Below are 24,719 nucleotides of genomic sequence, written 5' to 3'. Positions count from 1 at the left end.
ATTTAACTTGAATCCTCCCTATCATGAAGGATTTTTAGTTTATCATGTTAAAATACTCTCATTATCTACTATAATTCAATGTTATTTCGAAGGCGTTTTACATAATTACGACTGACTGGAATCGGTTGCTCATCATACCTATCTAAATACAAATTATACGTGCCATTATAATAAGGTTTCAGTTCTTTTACATATGACATATTAATTAAATAGCTTTTATGTACACGTAAAAAATCATATGCATTTAGCTTATTTTCTAATTCCTGAAGTGTATATGTTGAAATATACTGATTATTCGTTGTGTAAATTGAAACAGTTTTATTTTCTTTATTTTTACTTACATATACGATATCTTCTGGAAGAATATATCGTATGCCCTCTTGACTTTCTATCGGTAGTTTTCGCAAATAACTCTTTGCTTTCTCGCCTTGTTCTTTACCTATTTTATATAAAAGAAATTGTAAATCTTCTTCACGAAATGGTCGCAATAAATAATAAAATGCTTGGAAACGAAAAGCTGTAATAGATTCTTCTATGTTTTCACCTACAAAAATAAATTTTGTATAGCAATTTATTTCTCGTAATAAACTTGCATATTCAAAACCAGTACCATCTAGTAATTTGGAACTTAAAAAAACAAAGTCTGGTATATGTTTTTTCATCATAAATAAAGATTCTGTTCCTGTCTTTGCTTCAAAACATTCTACATTTCTCATATTTTCAGTGAAATTTTCAGCTAACTCTCTTCTCTCTTCTGCCTCTTCCATAATCAGTAAAATTTTCATTTCTTCAACCACCTAATTCTTTGTCCATATGTCCTGTTGTATACATTCGCTTTTATAAGAAATAATCCTTTTTCTTACTATACCATTATTTATCTAAAAAAACAGAAAAAAGGAAACCCCTTCGGTTTCCTCTCCCCCTTTATCCTACATTAACTGCCTAGAAAGAGCCGAGTAGTGTAGGGTAATAAACGATCAGGCATACATTTAAAATTTCACTTTATACTAATTCTCGTTGCTTCGTTTCTTGTCCAAGTATTACTACAGCGAATACACCAATTAAGATTGATCCGCAGAAAATCGTAAATATTAATGATAGTGAAGCTTCTGAGGCAACTAAATACCCCACTAATAATGGTCCAAGAATACCACCAATACGCCCAAACGCTGCTGCCATTCCTGCACCTGTACCACGAATAACGGTTGGATACTGCTCAGGTGTATAGGCGTATAATGCTCCCCAAGCACCTAAGTTAAAGAAGGATAGTAACATACCTGCCACGATTAATACTGTTAATGAATCCGCAACCCCAAACAAATAGGCACTGCAAGCTGTCCCAATTAAATACGTAACCAAAACAAATTTACGACCGAGACGTTCAATAAACCAAGCAGCGGTGAAATATCCTGGAAGTTGAGCTAATGTCATAATAAGTACGTATTGGAAACTTTTTATTAAACTAAATCCTTTTAGCACCATTACACTCGGTAACCAAAGGAACATTCCATAATAGGAAAAGACAACACAAAACCATAGAATCCATAGCATAATTGTTGCTTTACGATATTCCCCAGACCAAACTGATTTTATATTTTCAATAACAGATGGCCTTTTTTCAACTTTTTGGAACCTTGGGGAATCCGGTAAATTCCATCTTAAATATAAAGCATATAGTGCTGGAATTGCACTCAATACCATCGCAACTTCCCAACCATATTTAGGAATAACAAAATACGAGATAAGAGCTGCAATTAGCCATCCACCTGCCCAAAAACTTTCTAATAACACAACAATTTTCCCACGCTCATGCGCTTCAACACTCTCTGATACTAGTGTAGAGGCAACTGGAAGCTCTCCGCCAAGCCCCATACCAATTAAAAAGCGTAAAACGAGAAACATTGCAAGTGTTGTTGTTAATGCAGTTAAACCACTACCGATAGAAAATAACAATAATGTAATAATAAAGACTGATTTTCGCCCTATTTTATCTGATAGTATCCCAAAAATAAGCGCTCCTACTGCCATACCGATTGAGTTAATACTACCTATCCAGCCCATTTCTTGCGTACTTAATCCCCAATCCTTTTGCAAGGCTACCATTACAAATGAAAGCATTCCAACATCCATTGCATCAAATAGCCATCCAAGCCCAGCTATACCAAGTAGTTTGCGCTTCGAAATTTCTTTTACCTTGCCCACTAGAAGTCCTCCTCACACAGGTGTCTTTACACATAATTTTACATGTGTGAATTGTATAAGTAAAATACTTTTGTGTAAAAAATTTCTCCTTCATCATTCCCAAAAAGTAAAACGTCTATCCCGATTGGTGAGGGCTAATAATCAGTAGGGATGCCTCACTAATTAAAGTTTCAATTTATTAAAAATGAACAAATAAAAAAAGCAGCGATATTTCGCTACTTTTTCGAACGCATTACTTCTTTTAAAAATTCCGCTAATACTAACTGACGACGCCAGCGTGTTGGATTACTGCATAATCTATAAAACCACTCTAAATGAATCGCTTGAATCCATTTTGGTGCACGTTTTACCTCTCCAGCCCATACGTCTAAACTTCCACCCACTCCAACAGCCATTTTCGTTTCTAAACGATGCTTATTGTTTTGGATAAAGTTCTCTTGTTTCGGGAAACCAAGTGCAACAAGTAATAAATCTGGTTTTGCTTCTTGAATGCGAGAAATAATATTCTCTTCGTCTTCTTGTTTAAAATAACCATCTTGTATACCGGCGATGGATACAGCTGAATATGTCTTTGTTAAATGATCTGCTGCAGCTTGTACAACATGCGGCTTTGCACCTAATAAGAAAACAGATACCGGCTTACTATCTTCAGATAACTTCGCAAGTAAATTACACATTAAATCAAAACCTGCTACACGTTCTTTTAAAGGTGTACCAAGCATCCCGCTTGCCTTTACAACCCCAATACCATCAGGTGTAATTAAATCTGTATTCAATAATGTTTGATAGAACTTTTCATCCTTTTTTGCGCACATAACAATTTCAGGGTTTGCTGTTACTACCTGAAACGTATGAGTTCGCTCCGCTTCTAGTTGTTCTTTTAAATATTGGACCGTTTCATCCATTGTCATTGTAGAAAAAGGAACGCCTAGAATATCAACTGTTTGTACTGCCATAGTTAACTATCCTCTCTATCATTACAAGTTTTTCGCTATTAATTGCTTATATGTTTCCTTTGTATCTTCATATAGTTTTTGAAGTGAGAAGTTCATAGTAGCATGCTCATAAATATGTTTACCCATTGCTGCTAACTCTCCAGTTTTCCACTTATCATACGCTTCTTCTAAAGCTAATGCTAATGCCTTTCCATCACCTGTTGGCACAATCCATCCGTAAGTTTCATCTACGATTAATGGTTCAATTTCTCCAGCCCTAGTCACAATTGATGGTACGCGTTGATTTGCTGCTTCTAATAAAACTAGTGGGAACCCTTCACTATGGGAAGTTAATAAATTTACATGTGACGACGCAAATAATTGTTTTACATCTTGACGATGTCCTAAAAACTCTACTTTATCGTTAATCCCTTTTTCAGTAGCTAATGACTTTAGATTTTCTTCTAATGGGCCATCGCCAACTAATAATACTTTAATTTTCTCTAATTTTGTTTGTTGTAACGCATCGAATAAAACTTCATGTCCTTTGACAGGATGTAATCGTGCTACTTGGATTGCCGTAAATACATCTTCATCAATATTGAACATTTCTTTTTTATTATAGCCTTCTGCTTTTTCCTTATCGTATTCAATTCCATTATAAATAACATGCATCTTTTCATTTGAAATACCTAATGCTGCCAGGCTTTTTTTCAATCTATTTGTTACAACGAAAAATAAGTCTATATTTTTTAAGGCTTTCAAATTTAATTTCGTAAAAATCCAACCTTTTAAGCCCTGTTTAGTAAAGTCTTGAAATGGATCACTATGAATAGTCGTTACCCATTTTGCCTTTATTCTCTTTTTCATTAAAGAAACATAGAAATTAGCCCTAGGGCCATGTGTATGAACTACATCAAATTTTTCTTTATTAATAAATTCACTTATATTCTTTAAAATGGATAAATCATAGCGCGATTTTTGTGAAAACACATGGACTTTTATCCCTAACTCCCTTGCTTCCTTCGCAACAATTCCATCTTCAAATACTGCTAATTCTACTTCACCAGTTGGAAACTGATCGAGAAGTGAAATAATATGTGTTTTCCCTCCCCCATCTTCTGCTCCTGCATTCATATGCAATATTCTCATATTTTTTCCTCCTTTAAATCCTCGCTACGTTTCCATCTATTTTTATTTTACTGTACTAAAAAATAAAAGCTAACAAAAGTTAGCTTTTATTTTTATCATTCAATTTCTAGGTCTACTATTAGATAAGCTAACACCACTACAAAGTAAATCCCAACTCCTGGTGCTGTTAAAATATGTCCTGCAATATAAGCAATACCTAACGCTAACAATAAGCTTGCTGAAATCATTCCATATTTTATATTGAATATGTCCTTAAATCTCGTAGCAAATGCTAGTAAAATTCTTAGCCCGTAATAAATAAATGGAATCATTAATAATACAAAGCCAATAATCCCGAAATCATAAAACCAATCATGGAAGTCCATTTCAATTAGTTTTGGATCTGGCTGCTTTTGTTCATTGTATTTAAAGTTACCTGCATAACCCATTCCTAATAACTTTTGTGACATTGGCGCTTCTTTAAAGAACTGCTTATGTCTTTCTTCATATACTTGACGTCCACTGAAAATAAGATTTTCTTGATTTTCTTTCTTTTGCTCTTTCTCAAGCTCTTTCTTAACTTCCTCTTCTATCTTCGCCTTTTCTTCTGGCTTTTCAACTTTATGATGATTTTCTTCTTTTGCTTTAAGTTCTTGCTCTTTTTTCAGCTTCTCTTTAATTTCTTTTTCTTTTTGACCTTGCTGTGCCACATTTTGCTCTGATAAATAATTATTGTGAATACCCATATTTTGTGCTAATGGTGTTTGTTTAAACGTCCCAACTACACCAGCTAATAGGACCATAGCAATTACTGCATTAAGCGCAAGGGATTTTTTGTTCGGATTTTTTCTATCAAATAATAATTGTAGTACAATGATTCCGATTGCTGCCCCTAACGTAGCACCAATTGAGCCCATTCCAACTTTTGTACCGACTTGAATTAGCGAATAAATCATTAAAAGTGATGGAATCCAATATAAAATGTGTTTCCAGCTCTTTGTTTTTTGAATAGAATATAGTACCACAATAGGGAAAATAATAGCTAAGATTGAACCTAGTTCATTCCCTGCATAGAACCAACCTCGAGAACCAACCTTCATCCATTCATAACTACCAAAGTCAGTAGATGTTGAAATAGAAATAACCATAATTGCGTTAATGATTAATGTAGAATATACAATACTATTTCGAACCTTATCACTAATATTAACTGTCTTTTTCAATGATTTTAAAGCTAAAATGTATGATCCCAGCATGATATATATATACAATGCTTTCGCAACGAATTTAACCTCTTCACCAAGTACAATAGGATTTTTAACTAGTTTGTTATTAATAAACCCTATCCCTAAAACTCCGGCTAATAATATAAGATAAATTAAAAACTTTCTATTTTCCTTCTCTTTTGCCTGAATTAAAATGTAAATACCACCAACAGCCATAATAAGGAATCTTACTAAAATTCCAACGGTAGCATTTGACTTTAATAAAGTGATGCTAAGAGACGTTAATAAATCTAAAACAGGCTGTAAAATAATAAAAAAGAGCAAAAAATGCTCAAATCTAACCCTAGCTTGATTTGCTAACATTCCAAGACCTCCATACAAAATCTTAACATTATCTTTTAATCATAATTTTTTATCATTCAAACACACCTAGCAATTATAACATAACTCATATTCAAATCGAGAACTATTTTTCCAGCTAAAACTAGCCAGGACAAGTATTAATAAGTAATAAAAATCATCGTCCTTTAGCTATACTCCCCTATTTTTACAAAATCTATCTAACAACCATCCCCTTATTTTTGTCAGTATATACATATTTTTTTATCATTTTATACAAATATAAATATCTCACCTCTAATTGTAATATTTCACCAAATTAACAACATCAAAAAATGTAAAATTAATCTTTTCATATCTTTTTCAGATTACTTTATGGTTATTTTCCAAACATTTTCAAACGCTTTCTTTATGAATTTTATCCGTTTTTCTACATGTAGCGAAAAGTAATTGTTATTTCCAATACTTTAGTGTATATTTTTTCTCTGGAACATCTTTAAGAGGAAGGGATTAAGGCCATGTTATTAATCGATATATTTACGTTTCTTGGCATTATCGCCGCTGCCATTTCTGGTACATTAGTTGGTTTAAAAAAAGATTTAGATTTATTTGGTGTCCTTTGTTTAGCTGTAGCCACTGCGCTCGGCGGCGGTATTATTCGTGATATCATGATTGGTAACCTGCCCCCTGTCGCATTTGTAAAACCCATTTACTTTTTCGTAAGTGTATTATCAGCATTATTTACTTGTATGTTTTTTGAGCGTATCAATAAACTTCAAGTCGTTATTATGCTTTCTGATGCTGTTGGCTTAGGCGTTTTTACAGCTATTGGTGCAAATGCGGCAATGTCACATCATGTTGACGCCTCATTTCTAGTTGTTTCAATGGGAGTCATTACAGGTATTGGAGGCGGTATTTTGCGTGACATTTGTGCTCAAGATATCCCTTACGTATTCCGAAAAGAGATTTACGCAATCGCTTCTATCTTAGGAGCAATTAGCTTCCTAATTACACACGCTATGGGGGCGCACGTATTAGCTTTCTATGTTTGTTTATTAGTAACATTCGTTATTCGTGTCGTCACTGTAATATATAATGTGCATTTCCCTGTTTTCTTTAAAACACATGCTAAAATTAATAAAGGCCATTAAGAGAATTCTAGATAGAATTCTCTTAATTTATATACTATTCAACGAACTAATATAGAGTAATTATATATAAGCATATATAATTACTCTATATTAGTTTTAAAATTGAAAACGTTTTATATACAGGAGGAAGAATGATGCTTGGGGTTTTCAAAAAAAATATTAATAAAACAAATGCCAGTATAATCGAATTAAGTAAGAACCAACAAATAACTTTTAATGTACCTACTAATTCTGAATTAAAAATTCAAATGGATATGCTACATATTTCAAAAGAAGATTTACAAGTTGTAAAAGTACTACAGCCTTTTATTTATGCAGAAATTGATTGGATTACTGAAAAATTCTATGCCAACATTACAAAACAACCTAATTTAATTACTATTATTGAGCGTTATAGCTCTATTCCAAAACTAAAACAAACTTTAAAAACACATATTAAAGAATTATTCAGCGGCAATATGCATGAAGATTTTATTGAACAGCGTGTTAGGATTGCCAAAAGGCATGTACAAATTGGTTTACATCGAAAATGGTATACTGCTGCTTATCAAGAATTATTCCGCTCTATCATGAAGATTTTGCAAACAAAAATAACGACAATCGATGATTTTTCATATTCTATAAATGTTATAAATAAATTATTCACTCTTGAACAAGAACTTGTTCTTGCAGCTTATGAATCTGAATATGAAAGAATGCAAAAAGAGCATGAGAAAGAAAAAGAATTAACTGCTATGACAATTACGCATATCGCAACAGAACTAGCTGCTGTATCTGAAAAAACAAGCTCTTCTATTCAAAAACTAACCGCCAAATCTGAAACTATTGTAGAGATTGCTAAAACAGGTACATCATTAGCTACAACATCTGAAGAAAAAGCGAATAAAGGGAAAGAACAATTAAACCAGCAAAACAAACGAATGGGATCTATTCAAATGAATATGGAAACGATTATTACAGATACTCATGAACTTCTCAATATTTCTAACAAAATTAATGAAATTATAGATATTGTTAAATCGATTGCGGAGCAAACAAATTTACTCGCACTAAATGCTGCTATTGAGTCGGCACGTGCTGGAGAATTTGGGAAAGGGTTTTCTGTTGTTGCTGGCGAAATCCGAAAATTATCAGAGCAAACGAAAGAATCTATATTTAACGTTACAAAGCTCGTCGAAAAAACAAATGAACAAATTACTCGTGTCTCGTCTTCTGTGAAACAAATTAGCTCTCTCGTATCGGAAGGAACAGATAGTATGTCGGCAACAGATCGATACTTCCAAGAAATCGTAAAAGATATGTCTAACTCAAAAGAACAGAATAAGAAAATTGAACACGAACTACAAGCTATTTCACAAGTAATGAAAGGAATTCAAGATGATTCCTCACAAATGGCTCTAACAGCCGATAATTTGCAACTAGAACTAAATCGATAAGATGAAATTTAGTAGTCAAGCATACTTTTCATCTGTACTAACTACTAAATTTCATCTTCCATCAAAAAAAGAATCCAGAATGGATTCTTTTTATTTTCTGAAAAATATTTTTTGACAATACACATAACTCATATAAACACCAAAGCTCTGCAAAATAAACAATGCTGGCATAATTACATTGTAATATGCCATATCTACTTGGAAGAGCTTTAACAATACGTATCCACTAATTAAAAATAAGAACAACATATATCCCTCATTTTGTTGTTTCTTAATAAGGAAGTGTAATAGAGCTATAGTCATAAACAATGTTACGGCTATATATATCAGTTTTTCATATTTGAAAAGAATAGAATTTATCCCCTCATCTGAAAACTGATTTATCATCGGTTCTAAAAGTTTAAATCTTTCTCCCTCAATCTCTTTTAACTTTTGATCAATATGCTCTGTTACACTTTGATTTTTCGATATTTTTTCTTCATGTTGCGTTTTTCCAATTAAAACAGATTGAACATACGTCTCATTCGCAATCGTATATTGTGACATTCCCATTGTCTTAATTCCATAATTCACACCAAAATGGGCACTATAAAATAGAATAAGTATCCCTATCATCTTTAGTAACACCTTTTGTTTCGTTGCTGATTGAAATACTTCGATTAATAATACATATACCGTGATAAAAATAGGAAGAAATAATCCCATTGGGAAAATCATATTACTAAATGCAAATAAAATCGCTGAAAATACCCACATATAAGGATGATCTAATCCTTTATATAAAAGTATGTAACAAGCAAAATAAAATAAAAATATTGCAAGTGACTCAGGAGTTAATACGGAACTCATGAATATATTTGGAATATACAGAGCATAAAAGATAGAAGCAATACGACCGCATTCTTCTCCAAAAACCATTGCTGCAATACGATAAATAAAAAATGCGGTTCCTGCGCAAAATAACACATTAAATAGTTGTAAAGCGAATAATGTATCACCAAATATACGAATAATTACTGACTCATATATAATAAAAGGCAAATGAGTTACAGTCTCTATATTATTACCAATTGCAATCTGCTTTGCAGACTCATACATCACTTTCAGATCACCAATTATTGGAGCGTCTACAAATAACAGCATACTAAGTCTCACAACTATAGATATACTTATAAGAAAAATAAGAAATTGTTTATCTGTAAAACGATATTGTAGAATTGATGCCACTAACAAAATGAGTATGATAAAAATTGCTAATATGATTGTTACACTTGTTGTACTTCCTCCAAAAAATTGCTCACTTGTCTCAAATGCTGCCCAACAACTATAAACAAAAAATGCGAGCATCGCACCGATTGTAATTTTATTAAAGAAAGATGAAAAATTTGTTTGTATATGATTCATATGTCCATTGCACCTCTATTTCCATTCATAACAAAACGATTCTATCATGAATGAGTACACGGCTGATAGAGAATTTCTATGACAAATACATAGTCATTACTTTTTACTTGCAATGTAAGCGAATCCTCTTTTACACTACATTTTAGATAAAATAAATTTTCTTTCAGTTACATGAATACAAATACAGAAGTTTAAATAATCCTCTTTTGGAATACACTTTACTTCATTAAATATCTAATATGAGTAATCCGCTTACACATATTATTCTGATTGAAAACAGACTATAGGGGCTGAATATATGGAAAAGAAATTCATGCGAGAATCTAAAGCAATTAAGACAACACGTGTTTTTCCTAACGATTTAAATAATCACCAAACACTTTTTGGAGGGAAATTATTAGCAGAAATTGATAGTATTGCTTCGATTGCGGCTGCAAGACATAGTCGTAAACATTGCGTAACAGCATCTATTGATTCAGTTGATTTTTTAACTCCAATTCACCAGGCTGATTCTGTTTGTTATGAAGCATTTGTATGTTATACAGGGAAATCTTCAATGGAAGTTTTCGTAAAAGTAATCGCAGAAAATTTATTAGCAGGCGAGCGTAGAATTGCTGCTACTTGCTTCATTACATTTGTAGCAATAAAAGATGGAAAACCTTCGTCGGTACCACAAGTACTACCTGAAACTGAGGAAGAACATTGGTTATACACAACCGGTTCAGAACGTGCGGAAAATAGAAAAAAAGGACGTTTAAAAAGCAAAGAAATGGCTGAGGTTTTAACTTTAAATAAACCTTGGAATATTTAATACAATACTCTTCCATATACATGCACAGATTTTTTCTTCCTTGCATGTATTTTTTTATACAAAATATCACCTCTTACCATTTTATTCTCAATCTGTTCTCCTAAATCATGCACCAGCTTTTCCTTTATTTTGTTATACTGTTAATGGTATATTAAATAAAGTTCGTTTAAAAATAACCATAATATGATTAAGTATATAAGGGATGGTGCGGTAATGACTATTGAAGTACCAATTTCAATACCAAAAACGTTAATTATTATTCCAGCGTATAACGAGGAAGAAGCAATTGCAGATACATTAACAAGATTATTAAAACTAAAACAGCATTTTACAGGATTAAGCATTTGTGTTATTAATGATGGATCACACGATAAAACAGCTCAAATCGTACAAGATTTTCCTGTTCACCTTGTGAATTTACCATATAACCTAGGTATTGGCTCAGCTGTACAAACTGGATATAAATACGCATATGAGAACGGATATGATATTGCGATTCAGTTCGATGCTGATGGACAACATAATCCAGATGATTTATATAAAATTATAAAGCCAATCGCTGAAGATGAATGCGATATGGTGCTAGGGTCACGTTTTACAGAAAAAACAGCATATAAAGGTAGTATTTCCAGAAGGATCGGTATTTTTTATTTTACTGCCCTATTGAAAGTACTAACAAAACAAACATTTATGGATCCAACTTCTGGATATCGTGCTATCAATCGAGAAGTAATTAAAATTTTTGCACACAACTATCCAAAAGATTATCCAGAACCAGAAGTTCTTATTCATTTAAAAAAGAAAAAACTTCGCATTAATGAAATATCTGTAAATATGCAAGAGCGACAAGGTGGACAATCTTCTATCACACCCTTTAAATCTGCATATTACATGATTAAAGTAAGTCTTGCTATATTGATGCAAAAAATCGTGAAAGGTTGATAATAAATGCCTATAATTACCTTTTCATTCATCTTTATTTTATTATTATTATTATTAATTATTAATTCCATTCGCCGTGGAACTTTAGAAACGAAATATGCTGTTTTATGGATTTTTGTTTGTATTGCAATGGCTATTTTAAGTTCTACCGATAAAATTATAAACTGGATTGGAAAACTATTAAAAGTAGAATATCCCCCTTCCATTTTATTCTTATTTGGACTATTATTCTGTTTCATCTTAATTTTTGACCTAACAAGAAAAATTTCTAAACAACATCATCAACTTGTAACATTAACGCAAGATTATGCGTTACTAAAGCAAAAATTAAATGCAACTGAGCCAGACAAAGACTAACCTAATATTTCATAGCTAATATAAAAAACCTCTTAATTTATTGCAAAAATTAAGAGGTTTTTTATTCTTAATAATAATTTATTCGCCTTCACAATCGTTAAGATAGATACATCCTACTTAACTAATAAGTTAAAATGACATGAATAAGAAGTTATATGCAATAGACATGATAAAGCTATTTGAAATACGAGAATTAACCATAAGAATCTAACTTCCCGCCACCTTTTTAATAGAAAGTTGATTTACAAAGTTTATATGCGTTAAACTTATACAGATGTTCTTGTAATCTTCTTCCTTTCAAAAGGCTTGTATATATGATGCAAGACATAAAAAACTTGAGGAGATAAAAATTCTATGATGGAACAAAAGCAACTTGTTTCTGTTGTCATACCCCTGTATAACACGGAAAAATATATTGAAGAAACGATGCAGTCAATACTAGATCAAACATATAAAAATATCGAAATTGTAATTGTAGATGATGGAAGTAAAGATCAATCACCTTCTATTGTGAAAAACCTTGCTGAAAAATATCCAGGGCAAGTAAAATACGTTCATCAAAAAAACCAAGGTGTTTCAGTAGCTCGTAATACGGGTATTGAAAATGCTAGTGGAGAATATGTCGCTTTTCTTGATAGCGATGACTTATGGCATCCAACTAAAATTGAGAAGCAAGTCGAAAGTATGCATAAAAACAACATGGACGCTTGCTATTGTGGTTATATGAATTTCTACGAAGAAACAGGTGAGAAGGTTGAACATACAACAAACTTTATTAAAGGTGATATGGCAAAAGCATTCCTAACGCATCAAGTTGTTGCTCAAACAAGTACTTGGATTTTCAAACGATCCATCGTAATGGATCATAACATTCGTTTTACACCAGAATGTAGTTGGGGCGAAGATTTAGAGTTTTTATTTAAACTTATGAGTGTGACAAATGTATGTTATGTCCATGAATACTTAACTTATTATAGAATCTTATCAGAAGGAAATCTTTCTTCTAAGTATAAAGATTATGAATTAAAAACGACAAAAGAGCTGGAAGTATTCAATCGTATGAAGGAATGGGTACATAATAAATCTCAAGATTTCATTACAAAAGATTCTCAGTTACTTATTGAAATTCTTGAGACTTATTTATTCCCTTATACAGTCATCAATAACGCTTGTATATATATTAAAGAAAACTCTCAATTAGATAAATCACAAGTTCAATTAATCAAAAAAGATATAAAGAAATATTGCCGTAAAATCTATTCAAAGAATGGAAAACGTAGTAAAAAACTATATGCAATGCTTTGGTTTGTACGAATTAAATTTCTGTTTTCTTAAACTGAAAATATAACGATACTCTCTCTTTCTGTGAACAAATCAAATTTACAAATAGGACAAGCTAACCGGGTCCTAAAGAATAGAAAGGTCTTTTCTCATGAAAACAAATAAAATTCTAAAAAACGCATCCTACCTGTTTGTAGGAAACATTACTGTCCGTTTTGTACTGGCTATTGCAACAATTTTCTTTGCAAGGTATGTTTCTCCAAGTGATTACGGTATGTTTACAACTGCGTTAGCAGTTTCAGCTGTTATTTGTTACTTTACAGATGCAGGTTTAACACATACGTTTATGCGTGAAGGAACGAGAAGCGATGCTAATATTAGCGTGCTAATAAGTAGTTACTTACGTATTCGTTTAATATTAGCTATCGTAATTTCTGTACTTTTCGCTATTTTTGCCCAGTTCTTCTATCCCGATGCTTACTTACGCGCGATGGTATATTGGGTTGTTCTACCAACAATGTTCGGAGCAACCTTACAAGGTGTTGGAATGGCTTACTTCCAAGTAACAGAACGCATGCAATTTACAGCTATTATTTCTGTACTACAAGGTGTAACTGCTGCTGCTGCCCTATTACTAGGGATGTCTTTCCAATGGTCACTTATGATGGTTGCTGCCATGTACGGGGTATCTAGTCTTGTAACAGGTGTTATCGCCTTTATAATGACAATACGTTATACGAAGGTCCATAAGGGTTGGGATAAAGGCATTTTAGATCAACTACTTATTTTTACAATCAATGGCATCATCATTATGCTCTTACCACAATTGGGCCCTATTATATTAGAAAAGGTTTCAACGTATAATCAAGTTGGATTCTTTGGTGCTGCATCTAAAATACCTGCTGTACTATATCAAATACCTGGGGTAATTGCAGCGGCCTTTTATCCAAGGCTTTTTGCTTTTGGTAATGAGAAAAATATTGAAGAACATAGAAAATTATCAAGTTTTGAATTAAAACTTATGTCTTTTTTAGGAATGGGAATTTCTATCCCCTTTATTGCGGATCCAAGTTTCTGGATTGTTAGTTTATTAGGAGAAGAATACGCTCCCGCCGGTGACGCTCTTGCTATTCTAGCGTTTATGGTTATTTTACAATCAATTAACTATCCACTAGCCGATAATTTAACAACGATTGGCCAGCAATGGAAACGTGCAACAACAATGACTATTGGATTAGTTGTTGCCATCATAGGTTATATTGTATTAGGTAGTAAATATGGAATGATGGGAGCAGCTGCCGCAGCTATCCTTACCGAAATTACACTATTAATCGGATTTACCCTCTTTATTCGTAAAGGCATGCAATTATTAGTTAAAGGAGTTATATTTAATTCCTTAGCCTTTATTATTAGTTACGGTATATACCGAATTGCATTAATCAACTTACCGCCACTAATTGCTTTAACTCTTACTGGTATACTATACGGTATAATTGGAATTGGAATTGATCCTCAAATACGTGGATTTGTTTTAGGGTTTATAAAACAAAAGCTCATTCGCAAACATGCTTAAAAGCAAAAAGCTTTTCCTATTTAAAAATGGAAAAGCTTTTTGCTTTTTTTATATACCATCATTTTTCTTCAGTAAAAAAATGCTATATATTCCAGCTCAAATTGACTTACTTTCTGAAAATGCCTTATACTAAATTACATGTAAACTATGAACTTCAACGCTTGTAAAAATATATATGCTTCAACAAAAATATATATTTTCTCATGTTAAAACTAAAGAACACACCTTTAAAAATTGGTGTGTTTTTATATGCTACCTAAAAACTAGTTGTTACATGTAACGACTTTCAAAGGAGGATTATCAATTTTTATGAGCATAAAGCCGAATAATAAATTCTTTTCCAAGAAAACAATGATAATTATGCCAATATTATTATTGTGCGCTTTTGCTTTTCATTATTTCTTTTTAACATCTAATCAAGCCTTTTCTGGTACAGGGGATGCGTTACGTCAATTTGGCTTTTTTACGTTTCTTCTACAACATGCCTTTAAAGATGGCAACCTTTTTTGGTCTTTTGATTATGGATTAGGTGGAGATTTATTTGGAGAGTTTAGTTATTATTACAGCACATCACCGTTTTTCTGGATTACACTGTTACTACCTAAACTAAGTCTTGAGCAAGTATATGACGTGAAATTATACATGAGTATTTTAAAAAACTTTTTAGCTATGGTATTCATGTATGGTTCTTTACGTTACCATAATAAAACAGCATTCTCATCTTTTGTTGCTGCTATTATATATGGTGGCTGTATTACTTTCATCCGCCACTCTTTACTATGGGATTTCATGGCTGATGCCATTGTATTTTTACCATTAGTAATATGGGGACTTGATAAATATATTATTGAAAAGAAGCACGGCCTTTTCCTAATCGCTGCTACTTTAATGTTAGCATCAAACTTTTATTTTGCTTTTATCACAAGTATTTTCATATTTATTTATGCATTATTCCAATACTTTGCGACACAACAAAATAAAACGATTGTCTCTTTTCTAACTTATTATATTAGAATCGGTTTATTGTACGGATTATCACTCGGTTTAGCCGCCGTTTGCTTCCTCCCATCAGTTAATGCCGTATTTAGCGCTGATCGACTATCAAAAAAGTTTGAGATACCATTATTATTTGAAGATAAATTTTATAAAGATTTAATGGAAAATATTTTCTTCATGTATAATGCTGAAAATCATCAATTAGCTTTACCAGCTTTAATTTTATTCTTAATCGTATTTGGAATGTTTATACGTGATAAACTCGTTAAGAATAAAGTATTCTTTACGTTATTCATGTTCATTCTGTTTATGCTTCCATATACATATTCTATGTTTAATGGTTTTTCAGCAATGCAATCTAGATGGTTTTATTTATTTGTATTTGTAATTGCCCAAACAATTGCATACATTCTAGATTGGATGATTATTCATAAGAAAGACTACAAATTACCTTATTTAATAAGTTTATTAGTGTCTATTGGATTATTCATTTATGCATTTTATAGAAAGGCAAATATAAATGTAACTGATAAACCTTTACAAGACGTTGATAACATTTTACTCGGAACTGTCGTTCTTTCTGTTATTACAGTATGTTTATGGCGTTATATTTCTAAACCTTTCATACAATTTTTAGTTGTATTGAACGTACTCGTTAGCACAATTTCTATGAATTATATGTATGCGAATAATATACTTAGCACAGTTTACGGACAGAGCCAGATTTCAACTGAAAAGTTACACGAACCAGGCTATGATAATCAAGAAGAAATTGCTGCAATTCGCTACATACAAGAAAATGATAAAGACTTTTATCGTATTCTTAATCCATATAGCGAATATAACACACCAATGCTACAAGGATATCATGGCGTAAGTACGTATCAAAGCTTGGTTAATTATTATGTCCATGACTTTATGAAAAATAAATATGGCGTATTCCAAATGTACGATACACCTTCAATGTTTTATCAAGCTGATAGTCGACTACTACTCGAAAATATGCTAGGTATAAAATATCGCGTATTAAGTGCTGATACAGATTCAAAGAATGTACCTTATGGATATAAACTATTACAGCAAGTAGGACCATATAATATTTACAAAAATGACTATGCTTTACCGTTAGGATATGTATATGATTCGGCTATAAGTGAAGAAGAATTTTCTAAATTAAACTTCGCTCAGCGTGATCAATTATTATTACATGCTGTTGTCGTTAATAATACAAAAGAATTTTCATTAAACCATTTTAATAAACAAGACCTTAAATCAAAGGCAGTATCTATTAAAACGGAAAAAGCAAAATTCGAAAACATGGAAAAACAAGAAAATAAACTAATTGTTCATGGCTTTGGAAATATGATTGTACCTATCAATTATCCTGATACACCTGGTGATCTACTGATAGAATTAAAATTAAAAAATGCAGGCACATTCAATGCAACTGTTAATGGAAAAACGATAGGAAAAGGGGACGATGCTGGTGCATACTCTTATCCGTTAGAAAGGTTTGTTTACAATTTGGGCAATGAGCGTCCAGAAAACCTAACTATCTCTATTGATATGGCAGGTGAGTATGAATTAGGTGACTTGCAAGCAAATATTGTAAACTATGAAAGTATACAAAAAGAAACAAAAAAACTAACTGAAAATAGGCTTGAAAATATTTATTATAAGAACAATTATTTAAAAGGGGATATCAAATCAAATAAAGACGGGCTCTTATATCTATCTGTCCCATATAGTAAAGGCTGGACTATAAAAATTGATGGGAAAGAAACAGAATTTACGAAAGCGAATTCTGCCTTTATCAGTGTTCCAATTACAAAAGGTTCACATGTAATCGAAATGACTTACGTTACACCTTACTTCAAATTAGGTATGACTATATCAATCATCTCACTAATTATCTGTATAGCTTTACTAATTTTCAAAAATCCAAAAGCACGACGAAAATTTTCTTTTAAAAAGCAATAATGAGCACTTAATGAATCATGAAGCTATCTATTTAGATAGCTTCCTAAAATAATATCTAAATATTATTTTAATCCACTACAAACAAGGAGTGTCAAACATGACCCTTTCAATAGTTGTACCATGCTACAATGAAGAAAAGGTGCTTCGAGCCTTTTATTCAGAGACTTCCCTTGAAATTCATAAATTAACTACCGATTATGAATTTGTTTTTGTTAATGATGGTAGTAAAGATGCTACATTAAATATTTTACGTGATTTAGCTAGTGTAGATTCATCGGTACACTACATATCATTTAGTCGAAACTTCGGAAAAGAAGCTGCAATGTTAGCTGGTTTAAAATATGCTACAGGCGATGCAATTGTTATTATGGATGCTGACTTACAACACCCTCCTACGTTAATAAAAGAACTGTTAGAAGGATATAACGACGGCTACGACCAAGTCATTGCAAAAAGAACAAGAACTGGTGATTCACCCGTTCGCTCTTTCGTCTCTCGTCTTTACTATAAAGTGATGAATAAATTTGTAGATATTGAATTAGTAGACGGTATTGGTGACTTTAGACTTTTAAGTCGAAGAGCAGTAGATTCTTTATTATCTTTAAGTGAATACAACCGATTTTCAAAGGGCTTATTTTCTTGGATCGGTTATAACGAATTAATCATTGAATATGAAAATGTATTACGTTCTGATGGAGAAAGTAAATGGACCTTCTCGAAATTATTAAATTATGGAATTGATGGTGTAATTTCATTCAATAATAAACCGTTACGTCTATCTATATATCTTGGATTACTAACAACCATTTTAGGACTTTTATACGTAATCACTACGTTCGTTCAAATCATCCTCGGTGGTGTGGAAGTTCCTGGTTACTTTACTCTCATTTCCGCTATACTATTTATTGGCGGTATTCAACTCATATTCCTAGGTGTTATTGGTGAATATATCGGTCGTATTTATTATGAAACAAAACGTAGACCGCATTTTATTGTAGCTGAAAAGAAAGTTAGTGAAGTTAAACAAAAGGCATAACCAAAAAGTTACTTCTGTAGGAGAAGTAACTTTTTTATATACTAACATTTACAAACACTTCTTTTGAAAAAATATACATTTTGAAATGATAGCATTATATGAAAGAATTTAGTATCATGATTCAAGGTACTATTTCAAGTTGGACGGAGGATACTATGAGCTTATTAACAGTTGAAAAATTAGGACATACATTTGGCGATCGTACATTATTTAAAGATGTATCTATGCGATTATTAGCAGGTGAGCACGTTGGATTAGTTGGTGCAAACGGTGTTGGTAAATCAACATTCATGAATATCATTACTGGTCAGCTTATTCATGACCAAGGTCGCGTAGAATGGACACCGGGCACACATTACGGCTACTTAGATCAGCATACTGTTTTAACACCTGGGCGTACAATCCGTGACGTACTAGCGGATGCATTTTTACCGTTATTCGAAAAGGAAAAAGCTTTAAATGAAGTTACAGAAAAAATGGGAAGTGCTACACCAGAAGAACTAGAAGAACTTCTTGAGCAAATGGCAGAAATACAAGATGCACTTGAAGCAGGTGGTTTCTACTTACTAGATATGAAAATTGAAGAGGCTGCACGTGGTCTTGGAATTGATGCAATTGGTTTAGATCGTGATGTTTCAGCATTAAGTGGTGGACAACGTACAAAGGTATTGCTTGCAAAGCTATTACTTGAACAGCCAGAAGTGTTATTGCTTGATGAACCTACTAACTATTTAGACGTTGAACATATTCATTGGTTAACAAATTATTTGAAAGAATATCCACATGCATTCTTATTAATTTCTCATGATACGGAATTTATGAACAAATGTGTTGATGTTATTTTCCATCTAGAATTCACAAAAATGACACGCTATACAGCGACATATGAAAAATTCCTAGAACTAGCAGAAATCAATAAAAATCAACATATAAACGCTTATGAAAAACAGCGCGAGTTTATCAAAAAGCAAGAAGACTTCATTGCAAAGAACAAGGCTCGTTATTCAACGACAGGTCGTGCAAAGAGTCGTCAAAAACAACTTGATCGCATGGAACTTATTGATCGCCCAGAAACAGCGATTAAACCTGAATTCTCATTTAAAGAAAGTCGCGCGAGTAGTCGCTTCGTCTTTGAAGGTGAAAATGTAGAAATCGGATATACGCATCCTCTACTACCAAAGCTATCAATGACGATTGAACGTGGTGAAAAAATTGCTATTGTTGGATGTAACGGTGTTGGTAAATCAACGTTGCTAAAAACGATCTTAGGTAAAATTAAACCTTTAAGCGGTAAAACAAGTCTTGGTGACTTCTTAGAGCCTGCATACTTTGAACAAGAAGTTAAAGCTGATAATATAACACCAATTGATGATGTATGGAATACATTCCCTGGCCTAGACCAGCATCAAATTCGTGCGATGTTAGCAAAATGCGGATTAAAAAATGAACATATTTCTCGCCCATTAAGTCAATTAAGTGGTGGAGAACAAGCAAAAGTTCGTTTATGTAAGCTAATGGGTGAGGAAAGTAACTGGCTATTATTTGATGAGCCGACAAACCATCTTGACGTTACAGCAAAAGCGGAACTTAAGAAGGCTATGAAAGCATATAAAGGAACAATTCTCCTTGTATGTCACGAACCGGACTTCTATGAAGATTGGATCACAAAAGTTTGGGATGTTGAAGAATGGTCTCAAAATAGTAAGTAGTCTTTAAGAAAAAACTCCTTGTGTAGACAAGGAGTTTTTTACTTATTTTTATTAAGAATTTTTTATATTGTAGTATCCTATAAGGCGTAATCGAAATTCTTTTAATTCCGAATACGCCTCTAAATTTGCTAACATACCTCTAATTACCGGAATTCTTGGATTAAGCAATCGTATTTCCGCCTCTAAAACATCTAATGTAACCAACAGCTCATCATCCTCTAATTGATCAGCTAAAGTGCGCTTAAATACAATAATCTCTTTTAAAAAATGTTCTTTAACTTGTTCCTTAATAAGCTCTGATTTACAAAGGAATTCTCCAAGCTTTTCTTCATGTAAAATAGGTTCTTCCGAAGATTCTACTAAGCCATCTACTAAATTATCTACTCTTTTTAAAATAAAAGCAGCTACATACGATAAATCAATTTCTGGTGCTTGTAAAATAATTAATTCTAAATACCCACGGCATATGCCTTCTACCATAATTACTAAATCCAATAAATATGGCATAACCTTTTCACCATAAATGGACAATAAACTATTCCGATAAAATGCATGAGACTCTAACTTCATCCGCATCATAAATTCTTCTACTTCTTTATTAAACGGAATCGCATTTTCTCTCGCATGCATAATAATAAATTCTTTATGCTTTTGTATATCATTAAACTGACAATGTAATTGTTTTGCAAATTTTTCACGTGGTAATAAAGACTCTTTTTCAATATCCAGCATTTTCTTTTGGATTTTGTCATAATAATATCGAAGTGTCGCTAATAAAAGCTCATCTTTCGATTTAAAATATAAGTAAAAAGCTCCCTTAGATATACCACTAGCTGTCACAATTTCCTGCACTGATGTCGCATTTACACCCTTAGTAGCAAATAACTTCATAGCCGATTCTATAATTAAACGCTCTTTTTCTTTCATATCTTCTCTCCTAAATTTAATCTCGCATCTTATTATAAATGTATTATACCATCTCTTTTTATTGACGATTGACCGAACGGTCAGTTATATTATGTATTAGACTGACCAGTTGGTCAATATAATAAAAAGGGAGCGCAAACATGAACAAAATCATCAATTTCTCGTTAAAAAATAAGTTCGCAGTTTGGCTACTAACCATTATTGTTACTATTGCGGGGATCTACTCTGGACTCAATATGAAGCTGGAAACAATCCCTGATATTACAACACCGATTGTGACAGTAACTACGGTCTATCCTGGTGCTACACCAGAAGAAGTAGCTGATAAAGTTTCAAAGCCGATGGAAGAACAACTACAAAATTTAAGCGGTGTTAACGTTGTGAGTTCATCATCTTTTCAAAACGCATCTTCTATCCAAGTAGAATACGATTTTGATAAAAATATGGAAAAAGCAGAAACAGAAATTAAAGAAGCTCTCACAAATGTAAAACTCCCAGAAGGTGTTAAAGATCCTAAAGTTTCACGAGTAAACTTCAATGCCTTTCCAGTTATTTCGTTAAGCGTGGCAAGTAAGAATGAATCTTTAGCTACCTTAACTGAAAATGTAGAAAAAAATGTTGTACCAGGATTAAAAGGACTTGATGGTGTTGCATCTGTTCAAATTGCTGGCCAACAAGTAGATGAAGTACAGCTTGTCTTCAAGAAAGATAAAATGAAAGAACTAGGACTAAGTGAAGATACCGTAAAAAATGTGATTAAGGGATCGGATGTATCTTTACCACTTGGCTTATACACATTTAAAGACACGGAAAAATCAGTTGTTGTAGATGGCAATATTACAACGATTAAAGCGTTAAAAGAACTTAAAATCCCAGCTATACCTTCCTCACCTAACGGTCAAGGTAGTCAAAATGCTGGCGCTGGTGCACAAACGCCGCAAATGAATCCAGCTGCTATGAACGGGATTCCAACAGTTACATTAGACGAAATTGCTGACATTAAAGAAGTTGGGAAAGCAGAATCTATTTCTCGAACAAATGGAAAAGAAGCAATTGGAATTCAAATTGTGAAGGCCTCTGATGCAAATACAGTTGATGTTGTAAATGCAGTAAAAGATAAAGTAAAAGATCTTGAGAAAAAATATAAAGATTTAGAGATCATTTCAACATTCGACCAAGGTGCACCTATTGAAAAATCAGTTGAAACAATGCTGAGCAAAGCAATTTTCGGTGCTATCTTTGCGATTGTTATTATTATGCTGTTCCTACGAAATATTCGAACAACGTTAATTTCTGTCGTTTCAATACCACTTTCTTTATTAATTGCTGTTTTAGTCATAAAGCAAATGGATATTACGCTTAACATTATGACACTTGGAGCAATGACCGTTGCTATAGGCCGCGTTGTCGATGACTCAATTGTTGTTATTGAAAATATTTACCGACGTATGTCGTTATCAGAAGAGAAATTGCGCGGAAAAGATTTAATTCGTGAAGCTACGAAAGAAATGTTTATCCCAATTATGTCTTCTACCATCGTAACAATTGCTGTATTTTTACCACTTGGACTAGTAAAAGGTATGATTGGTGAAATGTTCTTACCATTTGCCTTAACTATCGTCTTCGCTTTATTAGCATCATTACTAGTAGCAGTTACAATCGTACCGATGCTAGCTCATTCCTTATTTAAGAAAGAGAGCATGAGGGAAAAAGAAGTACATCATGAAGAAAAACCAAGTAAATTAGCAAATGGGTATAAACGCATACTTGCATGGGCTTTAAATCACAAAATTATTACATCAAGTATCGCTGTCCTTCTATTAGTTGGTAGTCTTGCACTTGTACCAGTTATCGGTGTAAGTTTCTTACCTTCTGAAGAAGAAAAAATGATTATCGCAACATACAACCCTGAACCAGGTCAAACGTTAGAAGACGTTGAAAAAATTGCAACAAAAGCTGAGAAGCACTTCCAAAATAATAAAGACGTCAAAACAATTCAATTCTCATTAGGTGGCGAAAACCCAATGAGTCCTGGTCAATCAAACCAAGCAATGTTCTTCGTGCAATATGATAACGACACGAAAAACTTTGAAAAAGAGAAAGAACAAGTCGTTAAAGATTTACAGAAGATGTCTGGCAAAGGCGAATGGAAAAACCAAGACTTCGGAGCAAGTGGCGGTAGTAACGAAATTAAACTATACGTTTACGGAGATAGCTCAGAAGACATTAAGCCTGTTGTAAAAGATATTCAAAATATCATGAAGAAAAATAAAGACTTAAAAGATATAGATTCTAGTATTGCAAAAACGTATGCAGAGTACACTTTAGTCGCAGATCAAGAAAAGCTGAGTAAAATGGGCTTAACGGCTGCTCAAATTGGAATGGGACTTTCTAATCAACATGATCGCCCTGTTCTGACAACAATTAAAAAAGACGGTAAAGATATCAATGTATATGTAGAAGCTGAAAAACAAAATTATGAAACAATCGATGACTTAACAAATCGTAAAATTACAACGCCACTTGGTAATGAAGTGGCTGTGAAAGATGTTATGACTGTAAAAGAAGGTGAAACTTCGAATACAGTGAAACACCGCGATGGCCGTGTTTATGCAGAAGTAAGTGCAAAACTAACATCTGATGACGTTTCAAAAGCATCTGCCGCTGTTCAAAAAGAAGTAGATAAAATGGATCTTCCTTCTGGCGTAGATGTTTCTATGGGCGGCGTTACAAAAGATATTGAAGAATCATTTAAGCAACTTGGCTTAGCGATGTTAGCTGCGATTGCCATTGTATACTTCGTTCTTGTCGTTACATTTGGTGGTGCCCTTGCACCATTCGCAATTTTATTCTCGCTACCATTTACAATTATCGGAGCTCTTGTTGCCTTATTAATCTCCGGTGAAACATTAAGTGTGTCTGCAATGATTGGTGCGCTTATGTTAATCGGTATCGTTGTAACAAACGCAATCGTGCTTATCGACCGCGTTATTCATAAAGAAAATGAAGGACTATCAACACGTGAAGCTTTATTAGAAGCTGGTGCAACACGCCTTCGTCCAATTTTAATGACTGCAATTGCAACAATCGGTGCTCTTATCCCGCTTGCACTAGGATTTGAAGGTAGTGGCTTAATTTCTAAAGGACTTGGTGTAACGGTAATTGGTGGATTAACAAGTTCAACGTTATTAACACTTCTTATTGTTCCAATCGTTTATGAAGTATTAAGCAAATTTAAAAAGAAAAAAACAAAATAACAAAAAATAACCTCGCTAACTGCGAG

General features: G+C 32.9%; 18 protein-coding genes and 1 pseudogene. 12 read left to right on the top strand and 7 right to left on the bottom strand.

What is annotated here, in order from left to right:
* Positions 1 to 68 precede the first annotated feature (68 nt).
* The 5 genes from MR112_RS09590 to MR112_RS09570 form a co-directional block, all read right to left on the bottom strand.
* Positions 69 to 785: a LytR/AlgR family response regulator transcription factor gene (locus MR112_RS09590; protein WP_000698256.1), complete on the bottom strand. Its 717-nt coding sequence runs from the start codon at positions 783 to 785 to the stop codon at positions 69 to 71.
* Between the two features lie 217 nt (positions 786 to 1,002).
* A complete protein-coding gene (locus MR112_RS09585; protein WP_017657617.1) occupies positions 1,003 to 2,202 on the bottom strand; it encodes an MFS transporter in 1,200 nt (399 codons plus the stop codon).
* A 215-nt stretch (positions 2,203 to 2,417) separates the two neighbouring features.
* Positions 2,418 to 3,158: a WecB/TagA/CpsF family glycosyltransferase gene (locus MR112_RS09580; protein ID WP_000290747.1), complete on the bottom strand. Its 741-nt coding sequence runs from the start codon at positions 3,156 to 3,158 to the stop codon at positions 2,418 to 2,420.
* Between the two features lie 21 nt (positions 3,159 to 3,179).
* The gene (locus MR112_RS09575; RefSeq protein ID WP_001221227.1) at positions 3,180 to 4,289 is read right to left on the bottom strand and encodes a glycosyltransferase family 4 protein; all 1,110 of its coding nucleotides are present in this window, start codon (positions 4,287 to 4,289) and stop codon (positions 3,180 to 3,182) included.
* 95 nt (positions 4,290 to 4,384) lie between these two features.
* Complete coding sequence (locus tag MR112_RS09570) at positions 4,385 to 5,857, bottom strand: O-antigen ligase family protein (protein WP_000880755.1); 1,473 nt, start codon at positions 5,855 to 5,857, stop codon at positions 4,385 to 4,387.
* Between the two features lie 494 nt (positions 5,858 to 6,351).
* Between MR112_RS09570 and MR112_RS09565 the strand changes: the two genes are divergently transcribed.
* The 3 genes and pseudogenes from MR112_RS09565 (at position 6,352) to MR112_RS28870 (ending at position 8,420) form a co-directional block, all read left to right on the top strand.
* The gene (locus MR112_RS09565; RefSeq protein WP_000924371.1) at positions 6,352 to 6,984 is read left to right on the top strand and encodes a trimeric intracellular cation channel family protein; all 633 of its coding nucleotides are present in this window, start codon (positions 6,352 to 6,354) and stop codon (positions 6,982 to 6,984) included.
* Between the two features lie 131 nt (positions 6,985 to 7,115).
* A pseudogene (locus MR112_RS28875) lies at positions 7,116 to 7,664 on the top strand (protoglobin family protein); the annotation flags it as partial.
* 15 nt (positions 7,665 to 7,679) lie between these two features.
* Positions 7,680 to 8,420: a methyl-accepting chemotaxis protein gene (locus MR112_RS28870; RefSeq protein WP_370512974.1), complete on the top strand. Its 741-nt coding sequence runs from the start codon at positions 7,680 to 7,682 to the stop codon at positions 8,418 to 8,420.
* 90 nt (positions 8,421 to 8,510) lie between these two features.
* Here the strand turns inward: MR112_RS28870 and MR112_RS09555 are convergent, their stop codons facing one another.
* A complete protein-coding gene (locus MR112_RS09555; protein ID WP_242244906.1) occupies positions 8,511 to 9,824 on the bottom strand; it encodes an ArnT family glycosyltransferase in 1,314 nt (437 codons plus the stop codon).
* A 298-nt stretch (positions 9,825 to 10,122) separates the two neighbouring features.
* Here MR112_RS09555 and MR112_RS09550 point away from each other — a divergent pair, with 298 nt between their 5' ends.
* From MR112_RS09550 to MR112_RS09515, 8 genes are all read left to right on the top strand, one after another.
* The gene (locus MR112_RS09550) at positions 10,123 to 10,635 is read left to right on the top strand and encodes an acyl-CoA thioesterase (protein WP_000412123.1); all 513 of its coding nucleotides are present in this window, start codon (positions 10,123 to 10,125) and stop codon (positions 10,633 to 10,635) included.
* A gap of 213 nt (positions 10,636 to 10,848) precedes the next feature.
* The gene (locus MR112_RS09545; RefSeq protein ID WP_000151539.1) at positions 10,849 to 11,577 is read left to right on the top strand and encodes a glycosyltransferase family 2 protein; all 729 of its coding nucleotides are present in this window, start codon (positions 10,849 to 10,851) and stop codon (positions 11,575 to 11,577) included.
* Between the two features lie 6 nt (positions 11,578 to 11,583).
* Positions 11,584 to 11,934, top strand: coding sequence for a DUF2304 domain-containing protein (locus tag MR112_RS09540; RefSeq protein ID WP_001121774.1), 351 nt, complete (start codon positions 11,584 to 11,586; stop codon positions 11,932 to 11,934).
* Between the two features lie 354 nt (positions 11,935 to 12,288).
* Entirely contained in the window at positions 12,289 to 13,269 is a 981-nt protein-coding gene (locus MR112_RS09535) for a glycosyltransferase family 2 protein (RefSeq protein WP_000970530.1), read from the top strand.
* Between the two features lie 97 nt (positions 13,270 to 13,366).
* Positions 13,367 to 14,788 carry an oligosaccharide flippase family protein gene (locus tag MR112_RS09530; protein WP_046393130.1) on the top strand — a complete coding sequence of 474 codons (1,422 nt, stop codon included), beginning with the start codon at positions 13,367 to 13,369 and terminating at the stop codon, positions 14,786 to 14,788.
* A gap of 309 nt (positions 14,789 to 15,097) precedes the next feature.
* The gene (locus tag MR112_RS09525) at positions 15,098 to 17,764 is read left to right on the top strand and encodes a YfhO family protein (protein ID WP_242244905.1); all 2,667 of its coding nucleotides are present in this window, start codon (positions 15,098 to 15,100) and stop codon (positions 17,762 to 17,764) included.
* Between the two features lie 97 nt (positions 17,765 to 17,861).
* Positions 17,862 to 18,800, top strand: coding sequence for a glycosyltransferase family 2 protein (locus tag MR112_RS09520; RefSeq protein WP_063219912.1), 939 nt, complete (start codon positions 17,862 to 17,864; stop codon positions 18,798 to 18,800).
* 155 nt (positions 18,801 to 18,955) lie between these two features.
* On the top strand, positions 18,956 to 20,509 hold the full coding sequence (locus MR112_RS09515) for an ABC-F family ATP-binding cassette domain-containing protein (protein WP_242244904.1): 1,554 nt from the start codon (positions 18,956 to 18,958) through the stop codon (positions 20,507 to 20,509).
* 51 nt (positions 20,510 to 20,560) lie between these two features.
* Here MR112_RS09515 and MR112_RS09510 read toward each other — a convergent pair whose 3' ends face one another.
* Positions 20,561 to 21,436 (bottom strand): TetR/AcrR family transcriptional regulator, encoded by an 876-nt coding sequence (locus tag MR112_RS09510; RefSeq protein WP_048538342.1) that lies wholly within the window; start codon positions 21,434 to 21,436, stop codon positions 20,561 to 20,563.
* A gap of 140 nt (positions 21,437 to 21,576) precedes the next feature.
* Here MR112_RS09510 and MR112_RS09505 point away from each other — a divergent pair, with 140 nt between their 5' ends.
* Positions 21,577 to 24,693 carry an efflux RND transporter permease subunit gene (locus MR112_RS09505; RefSeq protein WP_242244903.1) on the top strand — a complete coding sequence of 1,039 codons (3,117 nt, stop codon included), beginning with the start codon at positions 21,577 to 21,579 and terminating at the stop codon, positions 24,691 to 24,693.
* Positions 24,694 to 24,719 lie beyond the last annotated feature (26 nt).

It is taken from the genome of Bacillus cereus group sp. BfR-BA-01330 (assembly GCF_022663885.1).
GTDB classification, from domain to species: Bacteria; Bacillota; Bacilli; order Bacillales; family Bacillaceae_G; genus Bacillus_A; species Bacillus_A cereus.
Note: the sequence above shows the minus strand (reverse complement) of the source record. Positions and strands in the feature narration are given on the sequence as shown.